The sequence below is a fragment of the Xenorhabdus kozodoii genome (genome assembly GCF_002632875.1).
Lineage (GTDB): Bacteria > Pseudomonadota > Gammaproteobacteria > Enterobacterales > Enterobacteriaceae > Xenorhabdus > Xenorhabdus kozodoii.
This window is the reverse complement of record NZ_NJCX01000010.1, coordinates 103,694-127,985: the sequence shown is the minus strand read 5'-3', so window position 1 is coordinate 127,985 and position 24,292 is coordinate 103,694. Positions and strand designations below refer to the sequence as shown.

Below are 24,292 nucleotides of genomic sequence, written 5' to 3'. Positions count from 1 at the left end.
AGTGTAGAATATTCTTTCAAACGAGATGACTGGCTCCCTAAGATAACGAATCCCTTGGGAGCCAGTGCAAACGCAACAGTTTTGTAAGGTATACCGCAATGGTATCGCCTCACAGGTCTGTTGCGTGTGCTTTTATTTGATAAATTCTAACTGAATTGGTAGCACATGAACTCCATAATAACGAACCGGTTACAACATAAGCTAGGGTATAGCTTTAAACAGCACGATTTGTTGCTTCAAGCGTTGACTCACCGTAGTGCCAGCAGTAAGCATAATGAACGTTTGGAATTTCTTGGTGATTCAATCCTGAGTTTTGTCATTGCTAACGCCCTTTACCAGCGTTTTCCCCGTGTTGATGAAGGGGATATGAGCCGCATGCGAGCGACACTGGTGCGTGGTAATACGTTGGCAGAGCTGGCCAGAGAATTTGAATTAGGTGAATGCCTGCGTCTGGGGCCGGGTGAGTTAAAAAGTGGAGGGCATCGTCGCGAATCCATTTTAGCGGATAGTGTAGAGGCTTTAATTGGCGCTATTTTTCTTGATAGCGATATTCAAACCATCGAAATGATCATCCTGAATTGGTATGAAGCCCGTTTGAATGAAATTAGCCCAGGCGATAAGCAAAAAGATCCCAAAACACGTTTACAAGAATATTTGCAAGGGCGTCATTTGCCGTTGCCTACATATCTGGTTGTTCAGGTTCGTGGGGAAGCACACGATCAGGAATTTACCATTCACTGCCAGATCAGTGGATTTGAACAACCCGTCAGAGGAGTTGGTTCCAGTCGCCGCAAGGCAGAACAGGCGGCTGCAGAACAAGCATTAAAACAACTGGAGCTTGAATGAGCGAAGAAAAAAACTATTGTGGATTTGTTGCAATAGTCGGTCGTCCCAATGTCGGTAAGTCAACATTATTGAATCGATTATTGGGGCAAAAAGTATCCATCACTTCCCGTAAACCTCAAACGACGCGGCATCGCATCATGGGGATCCATACGGAAGGGGCTTACCAAACTATCTATGTTGATACACCCGGTCTTCATATTGAAGAAAAGCGTGCGATCAACCGATTGATGAACCGTGCGGCGAGCAGCTCTATTGGTGATGTTGAACTGGTTATTTTTGTTGTGGAAGGCACGCACTGGACACCCGATGATGAAATGGTGGTGAACAAGTTGCGTCATTTGCGTTGCCCTGTCTTATTGGCTATCAATAAAGTGGACAATGTGACAGATAAAGCGATTTTGCTGCCACATATCGGTTTCCTTAGCCAACAGATGAATTTTATCGATGTTGTGCCGATTAGCGCCGAAAAAGGCATGAATCTTGATACAGTCGCCAAATTAGTGCGTGATCATATGCCACAGGCGGATCATCACTTCCCTGAGGATTACATCACTGATCGCTCACAGCGTTTTATGGCGTCCGAGATTATCCGTGAAAAACTGATGCGTTTCTTGGGTGATGAACTGCCCTATTCCGTGACAGTGGAAATTGAACAATTTATTACCAATGAACGTGGAGGGTATACAATCCACGGTTTGATTCTGGTAGAGCGTGATGGCCAGAAGAAAATGGTGATTGGTAATAAAGGCAGCAAGATCAAGAAAATCGGCATAGAAGCCCGCCAAGATATGGAAAAGCTGTTTGATATGAAAGTCCACTTAGAATTGTGGGTGAAAGTCAAATCCGGTTGGGCTGATGATGAACGGGCGCTGCGTAGCCTCGGTTACGTTGACGACTTATAAGGCTGATTAGTGGACGGCTGGCAGAGAGCCTTTGTGCTTCATGGGCGCCCTTACAGTGAAACCAGTTTACTGCTGGATCTCTTTACTGAAAATGAAGGGCGGGTACGTGTTTTAGCGAAAGGGGCACGCAGCCGTCGCTCTCATTTAAAGGGTTGCTTGCAACCTTTCACCCCGTTGCTCATTCGCTGGAGTGGGCGGGGTGAAATCAAGACATTAAGGGATGCAGAGCCTATTTCATTGGCTCTCCCCTTAACCGGAAGTGTGCTCTACAGCGGCTTGTATGTGAATGAACTGCTGTCCAGAGTTCTTGAGCAAGGAACAGCCTATCCCGCGCTTTTTTTTGATTACCTCCAATGCTTACAGGCTCTTGCGGCGAGTGAATTGACACCCGAATGTGCATTGCGTCGTTTTGAATTAGCGTTACTTACCAATATGGGTTACGGTGTCGATTATCTTCACTGTGCAGGAAGTGGCGAACCTGTATTGGATACAATGACTTACCGTTATCGTGAAGAAAAAGGGTTTATCGCCAGTTTGGTGGTAGATCATGACAGTTTTACTGGCTATGAACTCAAGGCGCTGGCAAGTGGTGAATTTCCCGATCAGGCGACTTTGAAAGCGGCGAAGCGTTTTACCCGCATTGCCTTGAAGCCCTATTTAGGGGGGAAACCGCTAAAGAGCCGTGAACTATTTCGTCAATTTGTGCGTAAAAAAACTGATAATCCCAACAAGAAAAATGAAAATTAAAGTAGGCCGCTTTTTCATGATGAAGAGTGTAGACTTTATTGAATCTTATGTTATTGCAGGAGCTAAAAATGGCTGAGGTATTGTTAGGTATCAACATTGATCACATTGCAACCTTACGTAATGCCCGTGGGACACCCTATCCAGATCCCGTTCAGGCTGCATTTGTTGCCGAGCAAGCCGGTGCTGATGGTATCACCGTTCATTTGCGTGAAGATCGCCGCCATATCACTGACAGAGATGTTCAATTATTAAGAAAAACAATCCAAACTCGTATGAACCTTGAAATGGCGGTGACAGACGAAATGGTGGGGATTGCTTGCCAAATCAAGCCTGCTTTTTGTTGCTTAGTGCCTGAAAAACGACAAGAAGTCACAACCGAAGGCGGCTTGGATGTGCTGGGGCAAAAAGGGCACATTGCGGCGGCTGTTAAGGCTTTATCGGAAGCGGGGATTCTGGTGTCTTTGTTCATTGATGCCGATCACCAGCAAATTGATGCTGCGGTCGAGGTTGGTGCACCCTTTATTGAGATCCACACTGGTGCGTATGCCGATGCTGAGGATGAAAGACAACAGGAAAAAGAGTTCCAGCGCATCAAACAAGCTGTAACTTACGCGGCAGCTAAAGGGCTGAAAGTCAATGCAGGCCATGGCTTGACCTATCACAATGTACAACGTATTGCAGCCTTACCTGAAATTTATGAGTTGAATATAGGGCATGCCATTATTGGCCGTGCTGTATTTAGTGGCTTACCTGCGGCGGTTGCGGATATGAAAACGTTGTTGCGGGAAGCTCGCCGTTAATGGCCATTATTGGATTAGGCACTGATATTGTTGAAATATCCCGCATTGAAGAAATTGTCGGGCGTTCAGGCGAACGCCTGGCAAAGCGCGTTTTGAGTGACGGAGAGTGGCAGCAATATCAACAACATAACCAGCCTATTCGCTTTTTGGCAAAGCGCTTCGCTGTCAAGGAAGCGGTAGCCAAAGCATTTGGAACCGGTATCCGCAATGGGCTGGCCTTTAATCAATTTGAAGTGATTAATGATCCGTTGGGAAAACCCACGTTAAAACTTCATGGAGAAGCCGAAGTGTTGGCTGAAAAACTGAAGGTTAAATCCATGCATGTCACACTGGCAGATGAACGGCGTTATGCCTGCGCGACGGTGATATTGGAAAGTTAATTCAGATCTTATCAGCATGATGCAAAAGCACAAACTTATCCCATAACTGCTCCTCGGTTTCCTGATGGTCAGGATCAAGGATAATGGTATTTGTGATTGGGCAGACAGATTGGCAAGTTGGCTTTTCGTAATGCCCGACGCATTCAGTACAGCGTTCGGGCGTAATTTCGTAGATCTCGGCACCCATCGTGATAGCCTGATTAGGGCATTCGGGTTCACACATATCACAATTGATGCAACGTTTGGTAATTAATAGTGCCATTTCAACCTCTTACATAAACTAAGCCTGTTAATTAACGGCTTAATTCTCTTCCTGATTTGTTGCTCTGAACCATTCCTTGTTATGCATACAATATATTTCACTAAAAATATATCTTACAAAGAAAGGGTTACAACGAAATGCATTTTACAAAAAACGATCGGGCGCATATGTTAACACATCTGGGATTTTCACAGCGATTAAGTGTGCCCTTGTCTGTTGATTAGAATCAAGGCAATGAATTGATTTTCGATTGCCATACTGTTTGTTATGCTTCGCCAGTTATCCTGACGGATAATTTTTACTCATAATCTGACAGGCGGGTATATACTTAAGTATGTTTTAAATTCTTTAGAGTAAAAGCATGCTTGAATACATCATAAAACATGGCAATGATATCGTGAAAGTTTTGGGAACTATCGGGACTTTTATTGGTATTATTCTGTCTGTATTAAAAAATTTTTATGCCGATGTCAGTGTTTTTAGGCAGAGAAGAGCAATAAAATACGTTAAATACCTCAATGAGTACAATGCTTATTTAGATGATTTGAGTAAAAACTATATTAGATATGAAATCGCCTCTGAGATAATGTGTGATATTACAAAAATAAAGTCTGATAAATTTAGAAATATATTTATCAAGCTGAAACAAAATGGATTGAGTCCAGAATATATAGATATTCTTAAAAAGTTGAAAACATATACCGCCCTAAATTCTGGCATAGTTCAAGTCAAGGTTGGTCCTTCCTATTACTTTACTTATTGTTTTGAAAAAACATTATCAACGTATTTTTTCACGTTGGCATTCGTTGTATTGGTTGTGTTTTTATTCAAAGTCGATGCCTTGAGTAATAGCATCGGGAGTGCTTTAGATTTCTTTCTAGCCACTTTCAGTATGATTTTACTTATGGGGATTGCTATCTATCTATTAATGTTAAGTCCGTCAAAATATCAAATCCAAAAATTAAACCAGGAATTAACCAAATATAAGATTGATGATATTGCGTTGTAATCTAAATGGCTTGATTTGCCATTGTATCTAAACTTAAAGTCTGTTAGATAGTGGCTTCATACTGTGTGTCTCTGGAGCTACTCCAATGAAAGCAAGCTGTTTAACGGAAATTATATTACCCAATAATTATCACACGAAAGACTTTTTGGCTTTTCATCAAAGGGATGAAATGGGGGTTGCTGAAATCGTGCGAGATAGCCAGGTTAAAAAAGGCATTATTTGGCACGAAAATCCCGCTCTTTTGACCATGACAATGGAAAACAATAGGGCGAAAATACAGCTTGATATTGATGGTGATAAAGTTTGCTCTCCACAACCTGAAGCGCTATCGACGCTGGCTTCCCATATGCTTGGTTTGGAACAACCTGTTGACGTATTCGAATCTGCCTATCAGGATCATCCCGTGATTGGGGCGTTGGTTAGCAGGCAAACGGGCTTACGCATTTACCAGTCTGCGACACCTTTTGAAGCGCTTAGTTGGGCGATTATCGGGCAACAAATTAGTTTAAGTGCCGCAATTTCCATTCGGCGGCGCTTTATTCAGGCGCTGGGTTTGCAACACTCTTCTGGGTTACTGTGTTTCCCTAATTATCAGCAGGTGATGCAATGTTCGCAGCCTGAGCTCCGTCAGTGTGGTTTTTCTGTGAGTAAGGCCAATGCCTTATTGAATGTTTGTCAACTTATTGATTCTGGGGCATTGGAACTTAATATCCCAGCAGGAGAAGATGAAATGAAACGGCTGACGAATAGTTTGCTTGCTATCAAGGGCATTGGCATGTGGACCGTTAATTATGCCTTACTACGAGGATTCAGTTATCTGGATGGTTCATTGCATGGCGATGTTGCCGTAAGACGTAATCTCCAACATTTGCTCAGCCAGGAAGATAAAGTTAGCGCGGAACAAGCAGAAAAATGGCTGGCCGATTTTTCTCCCTGGAAAGCATTGGTGGGGGCGCACTTATGGCAACAGCAATCCAGTAGCGGATATTAATACCATCCCCCTTTTCGTCAGCCCCCCAAGACGGAACCCGCACGAACTTCAAGTTTGCCCATTATGATCCGGTGACTTAAGCATGAGCACCGGATCGGTTTAGGGGAATAGAAAGGATTATTGATATTGGGGAAGGTGTTTACAAAAGAAATATATGATAAACAGCATTACGGTAAAAATTATAACGATATGAATTAATGGGTAAAATGATGTTATATGGAACAAATCAAAAAAGATCATGAATATTCCGGTAAAACTCATTTTTAGCGCGCCTTGTAATGCGCTAGCGGCTCCTTTGTTTTCAGTGACATCCTCCATGCATAGCACTAAAGCTAAGGGGGCAGAGGCACCTGAAATGATAGCCAATAAAAAAGAGAGTGCAATAATGGTAATGGGGATATTTAAGTCTGACAATAGAAAAAGTAAAAGAATAACCATATAAGACATTAGCATTAAAAAATAGATTTTCTCAGGTGGTGTTTTTATAAAATTTCTGCCCATTAACCATGATCCAGAAAAAATACCAAAAGAATAAACAAGATAAAAGAAACTATTCTCCACAGGCGTGTAGCCAAGTTGATGAAAAACATAAGGCGAAATTGAATAATACCCAATCGTGAAAGAAAATATCAATGATGATGCGATACTAAACGCAATAAATCGTGTGTTTTTTACTAAATTGATATAAGGAATAAAAATGCCGGATGGTTTTTGCGTTTTTGTATTAGTTTCCCTCATGGTATATAACACAATGATCAGCCCAATAAAATAAATAACGGCTAGCGTAAAAAATGACATATGTCAGTTATATTTCTGTTGGAGCCAACCACCGCACAAGGGAGCCAGTGCCGGAGAGAGTTGGCTAGACATTGAAAAATAAGAAAAGGCTTTTTTCAGTTTTGAATTATCCTTAAACGTATCCACAATAATGGCTCTTGATATAACAGTAAAACTGGCTGCACCAAATGCCGTTATTGCCCTGGATAAATCGAGCTGACTGATTTTTTCACTGTAACCTGATAGCATTAAGCCAATAATTGCAATCATAAATCCTATAATAACAGCTGGTTTTCTGCCATAACGGTCACTCATACTGCCATAGAAAAATTGGGATACACCGAGAATTATCATATAAATAACAATTAAATTTTTGATGCTTCCCTGTGATACCTGAAATTCTTTTAAAATAAAAGGCAAGGATGGATTAAAAAAGTCAACGGTCATTAAGCCAATAACTAATAAAAAACAGGAAAAGAAAATGGTTTTTTGTTCATTCATCATAATAATCCTGATTGCTTTTATTGATATTCATTAAATATTGTTATCGATGTGGTTGTGGAAATGGTTTATTTTTCTATAACTATGGGGGTAATATAATTATGTTTATTTAAACAAACTTAAAACAAATGGGTCGAACAAAAATAATCATTCATAATCGCTAAATGATTTTTACAAACACCCATTGTTGACGGTTAAAATTGACGCCAGCCAGTAATATCAGGATTTTCTATTAAAATGACGCTTGTCTTTAATGGCATGAATATTTTCATTTAATGATCATGATCACAAAAATCGTGTTCGCGGGCGTGCTGGTAAGAGGGACTCAACAACTAATAAAATGTTCTGTTTTCTTTTTGCTAAGATGATATTTCCATTCATTAAGGGGTTTTGGCGATGTTAACTTTTTCACCGTTTGAAGATTTGGCTCAACAGCTTTTACCGATGGCAATAGAAAGTGATGATGGTGCCCATGATATTGCCCACCTTCATCGAGTATGGCGCAATGCTCAACAAATTTGTGAAGCGGAATCGGGTAACTTGCGCTTAGTGTTTGTCGCTGTGCTCTTGCATGATTGTGTGAATGTTGAAAAAAATGCCCCAAACCGACACCTTGCTTCACGCATGGCAGCAGAAAAAGCCGCATTGATATTGAAAGATTTGGCGTGGAGTGAGGAGGATATTAATGCCATCTGTCATGCCATTGAAGCACATAGTTTTTCAGCCGGCCTGACTCCAAAAACATTGGAAGCGAAAATCGTGCAAGATGCGGATCGGCTGGATTCCATTGGCATGGTTGGCATTGGGCGCTGTTTTTATACCGCGGGTCGAATGGGTTCTTTACTGTATGACTTTCATGATCCGCTGGCAACACAGCGCGAATATGATGATAAGGTTTATACGGTCGACCATTTCTTTACTAAATTGTTTAAAATTGAATCAGGATTTCAGACGGCCTCAGGCAAAAAAATGGCCAGTGAGAGGACTGCACGTATGAAGTTGTTCCTTGACGCTTTTTTGGATGAGATTCAGGTTGAACCCGCAGATTGAGGTGATTGGGTATAATAGGCGGAATTTTCATAAGTAAGAGAATGGGCAGTGACAGAATTATATACCGTGACCGAAGATTTTAGTGATGAATATTGGATGCGCCGGGCAATCGATTTAGCCATGCAAGCACAAGCACAGGGAGAGATCCCGGTTGGTGCGGTATTAGTGGCCGATAATAAGGTGATTGCTGAGGGGTTTAACCATCCAATTACTGACCATGATCCCACCGCCCATGCAGAAATTATTGCGTTACGGCGGGGTGGGGAACAATTGCAGAATTATCGGCTGTTGAACACAACACTGTATGTCACGTTAGAGCCTTGCATCATGTGCGCCGGTGCGATGGTACACAGCCGGATACAACGGTTGGTTTATGGTGCCAGCGATATGAAAACAGGGGCTGCGGGATCATTGATTGATATTTTGCGTCACCCAGGGATGAATCATCAAATTGAAATTACTGCGGGTGTACTGGCGAAAGAGTGCTCCACTATGCTGAGTTGTTTTTTTAAACAGCGCAGGGAGCAACATAAGAAATTGAAAGCTCAGCAACAGACAATGCCATAGCAAGTTATGGCCTGGCGGCTGTTTCGGATTGCGTCGGCGTCTTATTCTCCGGCGCTTTTTCGTGAGATGCTGTGTCAGTACCTGTTAGTTTGTCATCTTTCGCCTTGGTATTTTCTTCTACCTTGGGGCTTTCTGTTTTAGTGTCCTCTTTGTTATTACTTTCAGCCGTAGTCGCGTCAATTTTAGTATCTCCAGCTTGGGGATGGCTGATGATCGTCGTATCTATGGGCGTTTCGCTTCCTTCTGCTTTTTCCCGATTGGCTTTTGCCCGAAGGTAACCCTCCAGGCTTAAATAGTAACGCCGAATATTTTCAACATAGCGATAAGCCTCATAGCCACGGGCATAACCATAGGTGGTATTGGCGTAGTATTTTTTCTTGCTAAGCAGGGGAAGGCGCGTTTTTACATCCAGCCAACTGTCTGGATTACCTTTTTGTGCAGCGGTTAATTTACGGGCATCAAGGAGATGGCCATACCCCATATTGTAAGCGGCGAGGGCAAACCAAATTCGCTCATCTTCAGGAATGGTTTTTGGTAATCGCGCTATTAAATAGTGTAAATAATCCATTCCACCTTTTACGCTCTCCACGGGATCTAGCCGATCACGGATACCCGCCCATTCGGCTGTCGGGCGAGTCAGCATCATCAAACCCCGCACACCAGTGGGTGAAGTGGCTTGTGGGTCCCAGTGTGATTCCTGCCATGCGATAGCTGCCACTAATTGCCAATCCAGCGAGCCTGCATATTGTTGAAAAATGGGCTGATAGGTCGGCAAGAGCCTATTGATGGCGCGAATAAATGAAATCGTATCGAAATAGTCGAATGAACCAACGTGGCCGAAATACTTTTCTTGCAACCGCGACATGATGCCGTTTTCCGTCAACATACTAAAGAAATCGAGCATGGCAGAGTAGAGGCTATCATCACTATTACGCTTTAAATACCAGGTCAGGGGACTCTCTTCACTGACATCAAAAGCGACGGCCAAATTGGGGTGAATACGCTGTTGCAAGGCTAAGCTGATGGAGTCGCTGATGGTATAGTCGATTTTTCCTTCGGAAAGCTGTTCGAGCAATTGTTGCGTATTTTTGCGGGGTGATTCTTCCCAGCTTAGCTCAGGATAAGATTTTTCTTTCCATTTTTTCAGTTCGCTGACGTGGGCGGAACCTTCCGTGACGACGAGTCTGCCTTTTAAATCACCAAAGGAGTGTGGGCGAGTCGTCCCCTTGCGATAAACCAGTTGTTGTATGACTGAAGCATAGGCAGGGCCAGTGCTTGTTTGATCCAGCCTATCTTTATTGTAGATAAGGCCGGCAGCCAGAAAATCGGCTTTATCGTTTTCCAGATCGTCAAAAAGCTGGTTAATGTTGGGGCGAAACTTAATGACCAGTTTCACCCCCAGGTAATTGGCGAACCGTTTGACTAGCTCATAGTCAAATCCCGTTGGTTCATTTTTGTTGTTAAGAGAAATTAGAGGAGAGCTTAGGGTACTAACCCGTAGCTCTCCTCGTGCCAGAATTTTGTTTATCTGCTCCTGCTGCTTATTGGGCCAATTGATATTAAGGCCAATGATAGCAGCAGAAAGAAGCGCGATAATTACGATAACAAAATAATTTATCTTTATATTATTCAAATAGTTATCTCTTTCCAGAACGATTGGAACTGTGTGAAGTGCAAGATAATAGCATGATCAAATTTCCAGTAATCGAGAATTTTGCGTAACAAAATGGGGATGTGCAACCCTATTAAACCAATTTTGACAACTTATTGAGTGTATTGTTGGGTTGACAAATAACCACGCAAACGGTTTCGTCAGAGAAAACATTCCTCTATAATGCTCGCAGTTTCCCCTGAGGCACGAATCAGGCTTTGCTTCTAAGATGAGAGAACCTATTATTATGGAAATTCTGCGTGGCTCCGCCGCTTTATCAGCATTTCGTATCGCTAAGCTCCTTTCCCAGTGTCAAGATCACCGTCTCCCTGTTTCCGACATTTATGCAGAGTATGTCCATTTTGCAGACGTTAATGCCCCAATCCCAGAAGGTGAGCGAGAAAAATTAAATAAACTCTTAAGATATGGCCCTTCTCTGGACGAACTGGAGCCTAAAGGACAACTCATATTAGTCACACCGCGTCCGGGCACGATATCCCCTTGGTCATCGAAAGCGACAGATATTGTCCACAATTGTGGGTTAAAGCAGATTGTCCGTTTAGAAAGGGGGATTGCCTATTATATTCAGGGTACTGGCATGAATGACGGGCAATGGCAAACGTTGTCGGCACTTTTGCATGATCGCATGATGGAAAGTGTGTTCACTCAGCTTGAGCAGGCCGAAGCCCTGTTTTCTCACCAGCAACCTGCGCCGTTGAAGCAGATTGATATCTTGCAATCGGGACGGGCTGCCCTGGAATCGGCAAATATTGAGCTGGGATTGGCGCTGGCTACGGATGAAATTGATTATCTGATGGACGCTTTCCAGACATTGGGACGTAATCCAACGGATGTTGAGCTGTATATGTTTGCTCAGGCAAATTCTGAGCACTGTCGCCACAAGATTTTTAATGCCGACTGGATTATTGATGGTCAGGTTCAGCCTAAGTCTTTGTTCAAAATGATTAAAAATACGTTTGAAAAGACACCGGAATATGTGTTCTCTGCTTATAAAGATAACGCGGCAGTGATGGCTGGCTCTCATGTTGGCCGCTTTTTCCCTGACTCTGCAACCGGCATTTATGACTACCACCAAGAGTCTGCCCATATCTTGATGAAAGTGGAAACCCATAACCATCCAACCGCCATTTCCCCCTGGCCTGGCGCGGCGACCGGCTCAGGTGGCGAAATTCGTGATGAAGGTGCAACGGGGCGAGGTGCCAAACCCAAGGCCGGATTGGTCGGTTTTTCGGTTTCAAACTTGAGAATTCCTGGCTTTGAACAGCCGTGGGAAGCGGATTTTGGTAAACCAGACCGAATTGTCAGTGCATTGGATATTATGCTGGAAGGTCCATTAGGGGGCGCGGCATTTAATAATGAATTTGGGCGTCCGGCGTTGTTGGGGTATTTCAGAACTTATGAAGAAAAAGTCTGTTCCCATAATGGTGCCGAGCTGCGTGGTTACCACAAGCCTGTCATGCTGGCCGGCGGGATCGGGAATATCCGTGAAGAGCATGTTCAGAAAGGGGATATTTCGGTCGGCGCAAAATTAATTGTGTTGGGTGGGCCAAGTATGAATATCGGCTTAGGAGGCGGTGCGGCCTCTTCCATGGCATCGGGCCAGTCTGATGCTGATTTGGATTTTGCCTCTGTGCAGCGTGACAATGCGGAGATGGAGCGCCGTTGTCAGGAAGTCATCGATAGTTGCTGGCAATTGGGCGATAAAAATCCGATCTTATTTATCCATGATGTCGGGGCGGGGGGGTTATCAAATGCGATGCCTGAATTAGTCAGTGATGGCGGCCGCGGTGGGCGTTTTGAATTACGCGATATTCTTAACGATGAACCTGGCATGAGTCCATTACAGTTATGGTGCAATGAATCCCAGGAACGTTATGTTTTGGCGGTTGCGCCAGAACAGTTGGCGCTGTTTGAAGCGATATGTCGTCGTGAACGTACTCCCTATGCGGTGATTGGGGAAGCAATGCAAGAGCGGCATTTGCTGCTCAATGACAACCATTTTGAGAACCAGCCAATCGATATGCCACTGGATGTCTTGCTCGGTAAGACGCCAAAAATGCTGAAAAATGTGCAGACCTTGCAAGCCCAGGGGCAAAGCCTGGATCGCAAGGGCATTGATCTTGCGGAAGCGGTAAAACGTGTCTTGCATCTGCCTGCTGTCGCTGAAAAAACATTCCTGATTACGATTGGGGATCGTTCCATAACCGGCATGGTTGCCCGTGACCAAATGGTTGGCCCTTGGCAAATTCCAGTCGCCGATTGTGCGGTGACGACCGCCAGCCTGGACAGCTATTATGGCGAAGCGATGTCAATCGGCGAGCGGGCGCCGATTGCATTATTAGATTTTGCCGCCTCGGCACGCATGGCCGTGGGTGAAGCATTGACCAATATTGCCTCCGCCTATGTACAAGATCTGAAACGCGTGAAGTTATCCGCTAACTGGATGTCGGCGTCAGGCCATGCTGGTGAAGATGCGGGATTGTATGCCGCCGTCAAGGCCGTGGGTGAGGAGTTGTGTCCGGCATTGGGATTGACGATTCCGGTTGGCAAGGATTCGATGTCAATGAAAACACGCTGGAGCCAGGACGGTGAAGTCCGTGAAATGACGTCACCACTGTCATTGGTGATCAGTGCATTTGCCAGGGTAGAAGATGTGCGCCGCACCGTGACACCCGAATTATCTATCGAAGATGACAATGCGTTGCTGCTTATCGATCTGGGTAAAGGGCAGAATGCGCTGGGCGGAACGGCATTAGCCCAGGTTTATCGTCAACTCGGCGATAAAACCGCAGATGTTCGCAGTGTTGAACAATTAGCGGGTTTCTTTAATGCGATCCAACAGTTAATTTCGGAACAAAAATTGCTGGCTTACCATGACCGTTCAGATGGCGGGTTGTTGGTGACATTGGCGGAAATGGCGTTTGCCGGCCATTGCGGATTACATGCCGATATTAGTGCATTTGATGAAGATATCCTGGCTGCACTATTTAATGAAGAGCTGGGGGCGGTCATTCAAATTCGTGAGACTGACAGGGAGTACGTTGAAAACCTGTTGGCGGGTTATGGCTTGGGGGAATGTGTGCACTATCTGGGTAAAGCCCAGGCAGGCGATGATTTTGTGATTTCCAGTGGCAATATGGACGTTTATCGCCAGAATCGCAATACATTGCGCTTATGGTGGGCAGAAACAACGTGGCAAATGCAGCGTCTGCGTGATAACCCAGCATGCGCAGATCAAGAACATCAGGCAAAACAAGATGTGAATGATCCGGGTTTGAATGTGAAAGTGACCTTCGATCCCGCGGAAGATATTGCTGCTTGCTATATTGCGAAACAAGTACGCCCGCGCGTTGCGGTGCTGCGTGAACAGGGCGTTAACTCGCATGTTGAGATGGCAGCCGCATTCCACCGGGCGGGTTTTGAGGCTGTGGATGTTCATATGAGTGACTTATTGGATGGGCGGATCACATTAGATCAATTCCAGACATTGGTGGCTTGTGGTGGCTTCTCATATGGGGATGTGCTGGGTGCCGGTGAAGGTTGGGCGAAATCGATCCTGTTTAATTCGCGGGTGCGTGATGATTTCGCGAATTTCTTCGCAAGGCCGGATACCTTAACACTGGGTGTGTGCAATGGCTGTCAGATGATCTCTAACTTGCATGAGTTGATCCCAGGGACAGAGCACTGGCCACGTTTTGTCCGTAACCGTTCAGAGCGTTATGAAGCCCGTTTTAGTCTGGTAGAAGTGGTAAACAGCCCTTCCCTGTTCCTGAAAGATATGGCGGGTTCTCGTTTGCCGATAGCCGTTGCTCATGGCGAAGGGCAGGTCGAGTTTAGGAATAACCAGAGTTTGATGGCGCTTGAAAAGCATCAGCAAGTTGCATTGCGTTTTGTGGATAACACCGGTTCGGTGACAGAAAACTATCCGGCAAACCCGAATGGTTCAGTGAATGGTATTACCTCTGTGACCAGCCTTGACGGACGGGTCACGGTGATGATGCCTCATCCTGAAAGAGTGTTCCGAACTGTCAGCAACTCTTGGCATCCTAAAGAATGGGGCGAAGACAGTCCGTGGATGCGGATGTTCCGTAATGCACGCAAACAGTTAGGGTAATTCCTTCAACCATTTTTTAGCTATTTAGGCTTCCAGCCGAAGGCTCTGAAAATTCATCAGAGCCTTTATTTTTTGATGTTATTAACCTTTTTATGGGCGTGTCTCCATATCGCGACAATGGCACCTTATGTTGTCTCAAAAAGGAGACACCCAGTAGATTGATATTTAATGGAAAATATTTTTTTGTGGCGAGATGTCATAATTAGGCGACACTAATACTTATCAAGTATGAAAAAATACTGATAAAAAAAGACGGTAAATATTTTTTTATAATAATATCAATATATTAAAAATAGTTTTACAGGTTGGCATGTAACATGCATAATACGGGCAGTTGCTCATTCAATTTCTTATGTCGGCCCGCGAAAGGTGGAAACATGCCACATAAAGCCCAGAATGATGCCGAAGTCAGGTGCCTACCGTCCAACTTAATGATATTCGCCTCCGGGCCTTATCAAACACAGGGCGACACGTGGAGTGAGGCACCACCTACATGTTCATCGTTCATCGAATAACATGAAGGTCCTCGCTGGCGGGATAGTTAAAAAGTGACTATCCCGCCGTCATTATTACAGGTCACGCTGTCCAGTGTGTCTATGTATGCACACCCGCATCGCTTTCAATTACCTAATTGTTTCAATTATCCACTGTTTTCAACTATTATTTCGACCATTCTCAAATTAAAGAAGAAAAAGCCACTGTATCGTCAGTGTCATTACAGGTTATGAGATGATTTCTTTGAAAAAATGGCGTTTATTCCCCCGCTCATTGCGCCAGCTCGTTGTCATGGCTTTCTGGCTGGTGTTATTGCCACTATTAGTTTTGGCTTATCAGGCTTATCAAAGCCTTGATCAGCTCAGCACTCAGGCTGCTGAGATTAATCGTTCAACATTGTCGGATGCCCGTCGTAGCGAAGCGATGATTGGCGTAGCCCTTGAGATGGAGCGCAGTTACCGTCAATACTGTGTATTAGGAGATGGTCGGCTAGAAAAACTTTATCAACGTCAATATCGGCAATACATGAATATGCTCGGTAATCAAATGGCGATGCTGGCTAATGCGGAATATACAAAGAAATTTAATGACTTATTGTCAGGTTTAACCAAAATTTCTTGTCACAATGGCGTGCCAGAACCCGCCTCGTCTAAATTACTTGAAGAGTTTTCCAGGGCTAATAACCTTTTGGTACAGGAAACCCGTAATATCATTTTCAGTCGTGGTGAACAACTGCAAAAAGATATCGCTGATAAAGGGCAATTTTTTGGTTGGCAAAGTCTTATTTTATTCTTGCTAAGTGCCTTTTTGATAACCTTGTTCACGCGTATGATCATCGGGCCAGTAAAAGGTATTGAGCGAATGATCAACCGGCTTGGTGAGGGGCAGTCATTGGAAAATCAGATTGACGCCTTTAAAGGGCCACGGGAGTTGCGATCGTTGGCTCAGCGCATTATTTGGTTGAGTGAGCGTTTATCCTGGCTTGAGTCTCAGCGCCATGAGTTTCTGCGCCATATTTCCCATGAATTAAAAACACCGTTGGCAAGTATGCGTGAAGGGACGGAGCTCTTGGCTGATGAGATTGCAGGGCCTTTGACGGCAGATCAAAAAGAAGTGGTCAGCATCCTGGACAGTAGTAGTAAACACTTACAGCAGCTTATTGAACAATTGCTTGAATATAACCGCAAATTAGCGGATGGGCCTGCCGAGCGTCAGATTGTCTCTTTAAAAGAAATTGTGGATGGTGTCGTATTATCACACCAATTGCCCGCGCGCGCGAAAAATATTTATACAAAAATTCAACTGGATACGGATTATTGTTGGGCAGAGCCTGGTTTATTGACGCGGGTCATTGATAATCTCTACTCCAATGCAGTGCACTATGGCGCTGAATCCGGTAACATTTGGATTGCTAGTCGGCAAGTGGGGAAAAATCTTCAGATTGACATTGCCAACACCGGAACCCCTATCCCTGAGTTAGAAAAAAGTATGATCTTCGAGCCATTTTACCAGGGAAAACTACAACGAAAAGGCGCAGTGAAAGGGAGTGGTCTTGGCTTAAGCATCGCGCAAGATTGCATTAAACAGATGCAGGGAGAGCTTTGCCTGATAGAATCCGAATTTGCTGACGTATGTTTTCGAATTGAACTGCCATTAACCGCAGAGAATGACTAACTAATATGTATAACAGGTTTATTTACCGCTTTATGACGGAGACGGAACAGCAAAATCTTGTGACTAAGCCAATGAAAAAAACGGCCATTATGCAACCTGTCTTGGCACGTTTACGTTTCCGTGCCATGTTGCTACTGTTTGTTCCCTATTTGCTGACAGGGTGCGTCAAAACGAATGGGGCAGATAATCTGGCAACCCTTGCGCAGTCTATTCTGCCAGAACAAAGTGTCACGGATTATCGTCTTAAGGATTGTGATTTAATCTGGGACATCACCAAACCCGCCGCGATGGAAAACGGGCTTTATTGGTTGAAGTTTATCGATTGCACAGATCGGCTCTCTTCGGCAAACGCCCGTGAAATGGCGAAACGGTTTAACTCAGATACCTCGACTGATTGGCATCACGTGTTTAAGCAAAGCATCTTGATTAGCAGGGCGACGTCGGTATTAGCTGAACGCAAGAAAATTGTGGAAAACTTTAATCGGTATAGTGCGCAATTTCCTGTCGCTTTGCGGCCATTACTCCAATTGTGGCGCGAACAGCAATACCTGAAAATTAATCTCGCTGAAGAAAAAGCCAAATTCCAGCGCTTCCAATTGGACAGTGATAATAAAATTGATCGCTTGAAAGAAACACGAGCACACTTAGAATTTGAACTTCATTCAATGTCCCGCAAATTAGAAAACCTGACAGATATTGAGCGTCAACTTTCCTCCCGTAAACAAGAACAAAATAATGTTGCTATTCCAGGTGGCTCATCCACAGGAACACCATCCGGCGCGGGGACTTCACCTAATACAGATACTTCATCGAATAATAAAGTAGAATCGAAAGACAAATCCGCAACCGATGCGGAGACTAAAGCGGAAGCCCATTCCCCAGAAGAAAAAGGAGCCGAATAATAATGACAGTGCGCAATTCCGCCCATCTTCTTTTAGTTGATGATGATCCTGGCTTGCTAAAACTATTGGGAATGCGTTTGAGTAGTGAAGGATTTCGCGTCACAACCGCAGAGAGTGGCCATGAAGCGTTACGCATACTGGTGAGAGAAAAAGTAGATTTAGTGATCAGTGACTTACGCATGGATGAAATGGATGGTATGGCACTATTTGTGGAGATCCAGAAACAGCATCCGGGGATGCCTGTCATTATTCTGACCGCGCATGGATCCATCCCTGATGCAGTGGCGGCAACGCAGCAGGGGGTATTTAGCTTCCTGACCAAGCCTGTTGATCGCGATGCACTTTATAAAGCGATTGATAATGCGCTGGAACTGTCAACACCCGCCGTCGATGGGCAATGGAGCGAGAAAATTGTCACCCGAAGCCCTCCGATGTTGCGTCTGTTGGAACAGGCAAAAATGGTGGCTCAATCCGATGTGAGTGTCCTGATTAATGGGCAAAGTGGCACCGGTAAAGAGGTACTGGCCCAGGCTATCCATCGGGCAAGTCCCAGGGCGAAGAAACCCTTTATTGCCATTAACTGTGGTGCCTTACCTGAGCAATTGCTTGAATCTGAATTATTTGGCCATGCCAAAGGCGCATTTACGGGGGCAGTCAGCAGTCGGGAAGGGTTATTTTTAGCGGCGCAAGGCGGGACATTATTCCTTGATGAGATTGGTGATATGCCGATGGCGTTGCAAGTTAAGCTGTTGAGAGTGTTACAGGAACGCAATATCCGCCCATTGGGGAGTAATCGGGATATAGACATTGATGTCAGAATTATTTCGGCCACGCATCGCGATCTACCGAAGGCAATGCAGCGTAATGAGTTTCGGGAAGATCTCTACTATCGACTCAACGTTGTTAATTTGAAAATTCCCGCCCTGAACGAACGTGCAGAAGATATTCCCTTGCTGGCGAATCACCTGTTACGTGAAACAGCCAAACGCCATAAACCTTTTGTGCGTAGCTTTTCCACCACGGCGATGAAATGCTTGATGGCAGCAAGTTGGCCGGGCAATGTTCGGCAATTGGTCAATGTTATCGAACAGTGTGTGGCGTTGACGATGGCGCCAGTCATTAGTGATGCTCTGGTGACCCAGGCATTGGAAGGCGAAAACACGGCATTGCCGACATTTGTGGAAGCCCGTGGGCAGTTTGAACTGAATTACCTGCGTAAATTGTTGCAGATAACCAAGGGTAATGTTACCCACGCCGCTCGCATGGCCGGGCGTAACCGGACAGAGTTTTATAAATTGCTGGCGCGCCACGAATTAGATGCTAATGATTTTAAGGAATAACTTTTCTGCTACCCCAGAAATGAAATTCTTACACTGGTTTTTATCCTAAGTAGAAATAATATATCCCGATAAATTTCAAATTGCGGCATTGAAGATGCAGGCCGCTTGGAAAATATAGGGTATATACCAATCTAACTTCAAGATGCGTGTGATTTCTCCCCGCGAAGCGGGGAGAAATCAGGTTTCATATCGTGTTGTAAATTGCAACTTGAAGTTTAATGCGTATAGAGATGAATTGCTTTGCTGCTGAAGCTCAGTAAGGCAAGTAGATGATTTATGGCCCAGGAGAGCCGCATTCTATGAGTCGTACTCTTAATATCGCTCTTGCCCAGTTAAATTGGCTGGTAGGAGACATTGAAGGCAACAGCGAACGTATGTTGCAGACAGTCCAGGAACAGCAAGCAAAAGGTGCTGATCTGGTTATGTTTTCTGAGCTAGCATTGTCTGGCTATTTCCCTGAAGATTTGTTGTTCCGTGCTGATCTTAATCAGCGTTGCCGTGAACAGTTGGTGCGTTTACAAGCGGCAAGCGCTCAGGTGGGAATTTTGGTAGGGCACCCGTGGCAACAGGATGGCAAACTCTACAATGCGCTTTCCCTGTTTTGGAAAGGGGAAACTATCGCGCGTTATTTCAAACAGTTATTGCCAAACTATGGTGTTTTTGATGAAGAGCGTTATTTCAAAGCCGGTGATCAAAGCTGTGTTATCCCCTTTAAAGGTTATAACCTCGGTTTATTGATTTGTGAAGATTTGTGGTTTGATGCCCCGGTTGATGCACTGAAACAGGCGGGTGCGGAAATCATCTTGTCGATTAATGCTTCGCCTTATAATCGTGAAAAACCGAATATCCGCGGCACATTAATTAAGTCCCATTGCCAGCGTACCCAATTGCCAATTATCTATCTTAATCAGATAGGTGGGCAAGACCAGCTCATCTTTGATGGCTGTTCTAAGGTTTTTGATGCCAATGGCGAAATAACCCATCGCATGGCCGCATTTGAGGAGCAGGTTGAGCAATGCCGTTTCAATGAGATGAACATTGAACCCATGGCAAACCCAACCCCTCAATTGCCACCTCTGGCGCAAGTCTATAAAGCCCTGGTACTTTCTGTGCGTGATTATGTACAGAAAAACGGCTTTAAAGGCGCTTTGCTTGGCTTGTCTGGCGGAATTGACTCAGGATTGACATTAGCGATTGCCGTGGATGCCTTGGGGAAAGATCAGGTACAGGCGGTTATGATGCCATTTCGCTATACCTCAGAAATGAGTATCCATGATGCCAGGGAACAAGCGGAACTGTTGGGCGTTGAATTTGACGTTGTCTCCATCGAACCCATGTTTGATGCGTTTATGACACAACTTGAACCGATGTTCGCGGGAACAGAAAAAGACACGACAGAAGAGAATTTGCAGGCACGTTGCCGCGCAGTGATTTTGATGGCAATGTCGAACAAACGTCGTCGTTTAGTCTTGACCACCAGCAACAAAAGTGAATCGGCAGTAGGGTATTCAACCCTGTATGGTGATATGGCGGGGGGGTTTAATGCGTTGAAAGATGTCCCTAAGACGATGGTATTTGCCTTATCTAAATATCGTAATACCGTATCCTCGGCTATTCCTCAGCGTGTGATTGATCGTCCGCCGTCAGCGGAGTTGGCACCCAATCAACTGGATCAGGACAGCCTTCCTCCCTATGACATGCTGGATGCTATTCTCGAAGGGTATGTGGAAAAAGATAAATCAGTGGCTGATCTGGTATCTGAAGGTTTTGATGAAGCCATTGTCCGTAAGGTGATCCGACTGGTTGACATCAATGAATATAAACGTCGTCAGGCACCCATTGGCCCACGCATAACGCAGCGTGATTTTGGTAAAGATCGGCGTTACCCGATTACGTCTGGTTTTGGGCGTAACAACTGGTAATAACAGGAAAACTTCATGAAAAAGATTGATGCAATTATCAAACCTTTCAAGCTGGATGACGTGCGTGAAGCGCTGGCTGAAGTGGGTATCACGGGTATGACCGTAACAGAAGTAAAAGGGTTTGGTCGTCAGAAAGGACATACTGAACTGTATCGCGGTGCGGAATATATGGTGGATTTTCTGCCAAAGGTAAAAATAGAAATTGTTGTACCGGATGATATTGTTGATACCTGTGTCGAAACCATTATGCAGGTTGCACAAACCGGCAAGATTGGCGATGGCAAAATTTTTGTTTTCGATGTTGCCCGTGTTGTGCGTATCCGTACGGGTGAACAGGACGAAGAAGCGATTTAATCAACGCACTAAAATCACCGACAAAAAGTGATAACGGAAATATTATCAGTTAGCCCACACCCTAATGGGAGATAAAATGTGGGATGGCCGATTTTCAATCCGTTATCACTTATCCTTGTTTATCAAATAAGCAGCCTTAAATGACTTTATGTGGGCCAAAACATTCGTAATGGAGACAGTGTTCATCAATGCCCATTGCCAGCAACTGTTTGGCAATATGTTGCATGAAAGCGACAGGCCCACAGAAATAGAATTGCATCCCTTCCGCCGTTATTGCATCTCTCACGAAAGATAAATCCATCAGTCCGGTATGCTGGTAATGCGTGCCTTGCTGATCGATGTCCCTGGGTTCACGATACCAAACTTGTGACTGCAAGTTTGGCATGGATTGGGCAATTTCATTCACCTTATTGGCGAAGGCGTGATGGCCGCCATGCTCTGCGGCGTGGAACCAATTTACTGTACCCGCATGGTGCTGGTGATGCAGGTGTTGCAGCATACTCATCATCGGTGTCAAACCAACACCGGCAGAAATCAGTGTCACCGGCGTATCAGGTTGTACATCAAGGAAAAAATCACCGCGCGGGGCGGCCAGCATCACGATATCCCCTTCCTGTACCTTATCAAGCATGTGGTTTGAAACCTTGCCATGAGGTTCACGTTTAATGGCAATCTGGTAACCGATTCCGTTGGGAGCGGCAGTCAGCGAATATTGGCGTATTTCCCGGTTTTCAAGTGTCGGATCTTCGACATAGATCGCCAAATATTGCCCCGGTTTATAGTCCATCACCTCGCCACCATCGACAGGTACAAATTCAAAGCTCGTGATGACGTCACTTTGGGGTTGTTTGCGGCTGACACGAAACGGGCGCAGATCACGCCAACCGCCTGTCAGGGATTCAGCGCTTTGATAAATTTCCTCTTCTCGATGGATAAAGACATCAGCCAATACGTTATAGGCTTTTCCCCACGCGTTGAGCACTTCATCACTAGGGTGGAACATTTCATCAAGGGTTGCCAGAAGGTGCGTACCGACAATTTGATAGTGTTCAGGTTGAATGTTAAGGCTGGCATGTTTATGGGCAATTTTTTCTACAGCAGGCAGTAGCGCCGACAGATTATCGATATTGGCAGCATAGGCACAAAGTGCATTGAACAGCGCTTCACGCTGATCGCCATTGATCTGGTGACTCATATTAAAAATATCTTTTAATTCAGGATGATGATTGAACATACGTTCATAAAAATGCGCTGTGAGTTTAGGGCCGGTAGAAACAATTAATGGGATGGTCGATTTTATGGTTGCGATAACTTGACTATCTAGCATGGGGATCTCCTGAATTTTCTTCACACGATGCTGAAATTTATAAATTGCATTTTAAATGCAACTTATAGGGATGGGAATATGCCAGACCAAGAAAAGAGAATTATCTTTCTTTAAATCAAAAAATTAGGGTTTTTATCAATACTGATCTGGATCGTGGTCACAAATATCAGTAATAAATCCGCAAACATGATCGCAACGACAGATTATTTAGCTGCCTATGGGGGAACTATGCATGATGCAAACGTTTGCGTAATTTGTTTTGTCAAGACTATCTCATTCGATAAAAAGGGTTTACACTGTGTGACATTCTGGCCCTCAGGGGTATTTTTTAAGAGATGTAGCTGAGTCAGGAGAACCAAATGTTAAAGCGTGAAATGAATATTGCGAATTACGATCCCGAACTGTGGCAAGCGATGGAACAGGAAGTTTGTCGCCAAGAAGAACACATTGAATTGATTGCTTCTGAAAACTACACCAGTCCAAGAGTTATGCAGGCACAAGGCTCCCAGCTTACTAACAAATATGCCGAAGGTTATCCAGGTAAACGTTACTACGGTGGCTGTGAGTATGTCGATGTAGTTGAACAGCTTGCGATTGACCGTGCAAAAGCGCTGTTTGGTGCCGATTATGCTAACGTCCAGCCACACTCTGGTTCTCAGGCAAATGCGGCGGTGTATATGACACTGTTAAAACCGGGTGATACCGTTTTAGGGATGAATCTGGCTCATGGTGGTCATTTGACGCACGGTTCTCCGGTTAACTTCTCTGGTAAACTTTATAACATCGTGCCTTATGGTATTGATGAATCGGGTAAAATCGATTACGACGATATTCGTAATCAAGCGCAAAAACATCATCCTAAAATGATCATCGGTGGCTTCTCTGCGTATTCCGGGGTGGTCGATTGGGCGAAGATGCGTGAAATCGCGGACGAAATCGGTGCTTATCTGTTTGTTGACATGGCTCACGTAGCGGGGCTGGTTGCCGCAGGGGTTTATCCAAATCCCGTTCCTCATGCCCATGTTGTGACCACTACAACGCACAAAACCCTGGCTGGCCCACGTGGTGGTTTGATCTTAGCCAAGGGTGGCGATGAAGCGTTTTACAAGAAACTGAATTCCTCCGTTTTTCCGGGTTCCCAGGGCGGCCCTTTGATGCACGTGATTGCCGGTAAGGCGGTTGCATTAAAAGAAGCGATGGAGCCTGAATTCAAAGCCTACCAACATCAAGTCGCCCAGAACGCGAAAGCGATGGTAGAGGTATTCCAGCAACGCGGTTACAAAGTGGTTTCTGGGGAAACCGAAAACCATCTGTTCTTGTTGGATCTGGTGGATAAAGATATTACGGGTAAAGATGCTGATGCGGCATTGGGACGTGCCAATATTACAGTTAACAAAAACAGCGTACCTAACGATCCGCGCAGCCCATTTGTCACTTCAGGTATTCGTGTCGGGACACCGGCCACTACCCGTCGTGGCTTCAAGGAAGCCGAGTCCCGCGAACTGGCAGGCTGGATGTGTGATGTGCTGGATAACATCAATGATGAAGCGACCATTGAAAGTGTGAAGCAAAAGGTATTGAATATCTGCGCAAAATATCCGGTTTACGCATAATTTAAACTCAATATCGTTTAGTCATAAGCCCGACTCATAACGTCAGT

General features: G+C 44.8%; 19 protein-coding genes and 1 pseudogene. 16 read left to right on the top strand and 4 right to left on the bottom strand.

The window, feature by feature from the left end; translation table 11 throughout:
* Positions 1-165: 165 nt before the first annotated feature.
* The 5 genes from rnc (at position 166) to acpS (ending at position 3,675) form a co-directional block, all read left to right on the top strand.
* Positions 166-846: a ribonuclease III gene (gene rnc, locus Xkoz_RS08850; RefSeq protein WP_099141808.1), complete on the top strand. Its 681-nt coding sequence runs from the start codon at positions 166-168 to the stop codon at positions 844-846.
* Positions 843-1,748 (top strand): GTPase Era, encoded by a 906-nt coding sequence (gene era, locus Xkoz_RS08845; RefSeq protein ID WP_099141807.1) that lies wholly within the window; start codon positions 843-845, stop codon positions 1,746-1,748. The genes rnc and era overlap by 4 nt, the downstream gene beginning before the upstream one ends.
* Before the next feature lie 9 nt (positions 1,749-1,757).
* Positions 1,758-2,495, top strand: a complete 738-nt coding sequence (gene recO, locus Xkoz_RS08840; protein ID WP_099141806.1) for a DNA repair protein RecO — start codon at positions 1,758-1,760, stop codon at positions 2,493-2,495.
* Positions 2,496-2,563: 68 nt separating this feature from the next.
* Positions 2,564-3,295 carry a pyridoxine 5'-phosphate synthase gene (pdxJ, locus tag Xkoz_RS08835; protein ID WP_099141805.1) on the top strand — a complete coding sequence of 244 codons (732 nt, stop codon included), beginning with the start codon at positions 2,564-2,566 and terminating at the stop codon, positions 3,293-3,295.
* Positions 3,295-3,675 carry a holo-ACP synthase gene (acpS, locus tag Xkoz_RS08830; RefSeq protein ID WP_099141804.1) on the top strand — a complete coding sequence of 127 codons (381 nt, stop codon included), beginning with the start codon at positions 3,295-3,297 and terminating at the stop codon, positions 3,673-3,675. The genes pdxJ and acpS overlap by 1 nt, the downstream gene beginning before the upstream one ends.
* A gap of 1 nt (position 3,676) precedes the next feature.
* On the opposite strand, the gene Xkoz_RS08825 is transcribed toward acpS, so the two are convergent.
* A complete protein-coding gene (locus tag Xkoz_RS08825) occupies positions 3,677-3,937 on the bottom strand; it encodes a YfhL family 4Fe-4S dicluster ferredoxin (protein WP_099141803.1) in 261 nt (86 codons plus the stop codon).
* 361 nt (positions 3,938-4,298) lie between these two features.
* Between Xkoz_RS08825 and Xkoz_RS08820 the strand changes: the two genes are divergently transcribed.
* The gene (locus Xkoz_RS08820) at positions 4,299-4,946 is read left to right on the top strand and encodes a hypothetical protein (protein WP_099141802.1); all 648 of its coding nucleotides are present in this window, start codon (positions 4,299-4,301) and stop codon (positions 4,944-4,946) included.
* An 85-nt stretch (positions 4,947-5,031) separates the two neighbouring features.
* Positions 5,032-5,937, top strand: coding sequence for a DNA-3-methyladenine glycosylase family protein (locus Xkoz_RS08815; RefSeq protein ID WP_099141801.1), 906 nt, complete (start codon positions 5,032-5,034; stop codon positions 5,935-5,937).
* Between the two features lie 117 nt (positions 5,938-6,054).
* Here the strand turns inward: Xkoz_RS08815 and Xkoz_RS24970 are convergent.
* Positions 6,055-7,215 (bottom strand): annotated as a pseudogene (locus Xkoz_RS24970) (MFS transporter).
* Positions 7,216-7,611: 396 nt separating this feature from the next.
* On the opposite strand from Xkoz_RS24970, the gene Xkoz_RS08800 reads away from it, so the two are divergent.
* Complete coding sequence (locus Xkoz_RS08800; protein ID WP_099141798.1) at positions 7,612-8,265, top strand: HD domain-containing protein; 654 nt, start codon at positions 7,612-7,614, stop codon at positions 8,263-8,265.
* Between the two features lie 48 nt (positions 8,266-8,313).
* Positions 8,314-8,832: a tRNA adenosine(34) deaminase TadA gene (tadA, locus tag Xkoz_RS08795; protein WP_099141797.1), complete on the top strand. Its 519-nt coding sequence runs from the start codon at positions 8,314-8,316 to the stop codon at positions 8,830-8,832.
* A gap of 4 nt (positions 8,833-8,836) precedes the next feature.
* Here tadA and mltF read toward each other — a convergent pair whose 3' ends face one another.
* The gene (mltF, locus tag Xkoz_RS08790; protein ID WP_244183437.1) at positions 8,837-10,465 is read right to left on the bottom strand and encodes a membrane-bound lytic murein transglycosylase MltF; all 1,629 of its coding nucleotides are present in this window, start codon (positions 10,463-10,465) and stop codon (positions 8,837-8,839) included.
* 265 nt (positions 10,466-10,730) lie between these two features.
* Here mltF and purL point away from each other — a divergent pair, with 265 nt between their 5' ends.
* From purL to glnB, 6 genes are all read left to right on the top strand, one after another.
* Entirely contained in the window at positions 10,731-14,618 is a 3,888-nt protein-coding gene (gene purL, locus Xkoz_RS08785) for a phosphoribosylformylglycinamidine synthase (protein ID WP_099141829.1), read from the top strand.
* A gap of 729 nt (positions 14,619-15,347) precedes the next feature.
* Entirely contained in the window at positions 15,348-16,787 is a 1,440-nt protein-coding gene (locus Xkoz_RS08780) for a sensor histidine kinase (RefSeq protein WP_099141796.1), read from the top strand.
* A gap of 5 nt (positions 16,788-16,792) precedes the next feature.
* Positions 16,793-17,689, top strand: a complete 897-nt coding sequence (gene qseG / locus Xkoz_RS08775; protein ID WP_244183436.1) for a two-component system QseEF-associated lipoprotein QseG — start codon at positions 16,793-16,795, stop codon at positions 17,687-17,689.
* A gap of 2 nt (positions 17,690-17,691) precedes the next feature.
* Positions 17,692-19,029: a two-component system response regulator GlrR gene (glrR, locus tag Xkoz_RS08770; RefSeq protein WP_099141794.1), complete on the top strand. Its 1,338-nt coding sequence runs from the start codon at positions 17,692-17,694 to the stop codon at positions 19,027-19,029.
* Between the two features lie 299 nt (positions 19,030-19,328).
* Positions 19,329-20,951 carry an NAD+ synthase gene (locus Xkoz_RS08765; RefSeq protein ID WP_099141828.1) on the top strand — a complete coding sequence of 541 codons (1,623 nt, stop codon included), beginning with the start codon at positions 19,329-19,331 and terminating at the stop codon, positions 20,949-20,951.
* 15 nt (positions 20,952-20,966) lie between these two features.
* Positions 20,967-21,305, top strand: a complete 339-nt coding sequence (gene glnB / locus Xkoz_RS08760) for a nitrogen regulatory protein P-II (protein WP_045971762.1) — start codon at positions 20,967-20,969, stop codon at positions 21,303-21,305.
* 136 nt (positions 21,306-21,441) lie between these two features.
* Here the strand turns inward: glnB and hmpA are convergent, their stop codons facing one another.
* Entirely contained in the window at positions 21,442-22,656 is a 1,215-nt protein-coding gene (gene hmpA, locus Xkoz_RS08755) for an NO-inducible flavohemoprotein (RefSeq protein WP_279627399.1), read from the bottom strand.
* Between the two features lie 335 nt (positions 22,657-22,991).
* On the opposite strand from hmpA, the gene glyA reads away from it, so the two are divergent.
* Positions 22,992-24,245 carry a serine hydroxymethyltransferase gene (gene glyA, locus Xkoz_RS08750; protein WP_099141792.1) on the top strand — a complete coding sequence of 418 codons (1,254 nt, stop codon included), beginning with the start codon at positions 22,992-22,994 and terminating at the stop codon, positions 24,243-24,245.
* Positions 24,246-24,292 lie beyond the last annotated feature (47 nt).

Bases quoted from the DNA above. Each gene is read 5' to 3' on its own strand.
- Xkoz_RS08800 (WP_099141798.1), top strand. From the start codon at position 7,612: ATGTTAACTTTTTCACCGTTTGAAGATTTGGCTCAACAGCTTTTACCG.
- Xkoz_RS08815 (WP_099141801.1), top strand. From the start codon at position 5,032: ATGAAAGCAAGCTGTTTAACGGAAATTATATTACCCAATAATTATCAC.
- Xkoz_RS08780 (WP_099141796.1), top strand. From the start codon at position 15,348: ATGATTTCTTTGAAAAAATGGCGTTTATTCCCCCGCTCATTGCGCCAG.
- qseG (WP_244183436.1), top strand. From the start codon at position 16,793: ATGTATAACAGGTTTATTTACCGCTTTATGACGGAGACGGAACAGCAA.
- purL (WP_099141829.1), top strand. From the start codon at position 10,731: ATGGAAATTCTGCGTGGCTCCGCCGCTTTATCAGCATTTCGTATCGCT.
- glnB (WP_045971762.1), top strand. From the start codon at position 20,967: ATGAAAAAGATTGATGCAATTATCAAACCTTTCAAGCTGGATGACGTG.
- pdxJ (WP_099141805.1), top strand. From the start codon at position 2,564: ATGGCTGAGGTATTGTTAGGTATCAACATTGATCACATTGCAACCTTA.
- Xkoz_RS08765 (WP_099141828.1), top strand. From the start codon at position 19,329: ATGAGTCGTACTCTTAATATCGCTCTTGCCCAGTTAAATTGGCTGGTA.
- rnc (WP_099141808.1), top strand. From the start codon at position 166: ATGAACTCCATAATAACGAACCGGTTACAACATAAGCTAGGGTATAGC.
- glrR (WP_099141794.1), top strand. From the start codon at position 17,692: ATGACAGTGCGCAATTCCGCCCATCTTCTTTTAGTTGATGATGATCCT.
- acpS (WP_099141804.1), top strand. From the start codon at position 3,295: ATGGCCATTATTGGATTAGGCACTGATATTGTTGAAATATCCCGCATT.
- era (WP_099141807.1), top strand. From the start codon at position 843: ATGAGCGAAGAAAAAAACTATTGTGGATTTGTTGCAATAGTCGGTCGT.
- Xkoz_RS08820 (WP_099141802.1), top strand. From the start codon at position 4,299: ATGCTTGAATACATCATAAAACATGGCAATGATATCGTGAAAGTTTTG.
- glyA (WP_099141792.1), top strand. From the start codon at position 22,992: ATGTTAAAGCGTGAAATGAATATTGCGAATTACGATCCCGAACTGTGG.
- Xkoz_RS08825 (WP_099141803.1), bottom strand. From the start codon at position 3,937: ATGGCACTATTAATTACCAAACGTTGCATCAATTGTGATATGTGTGAA.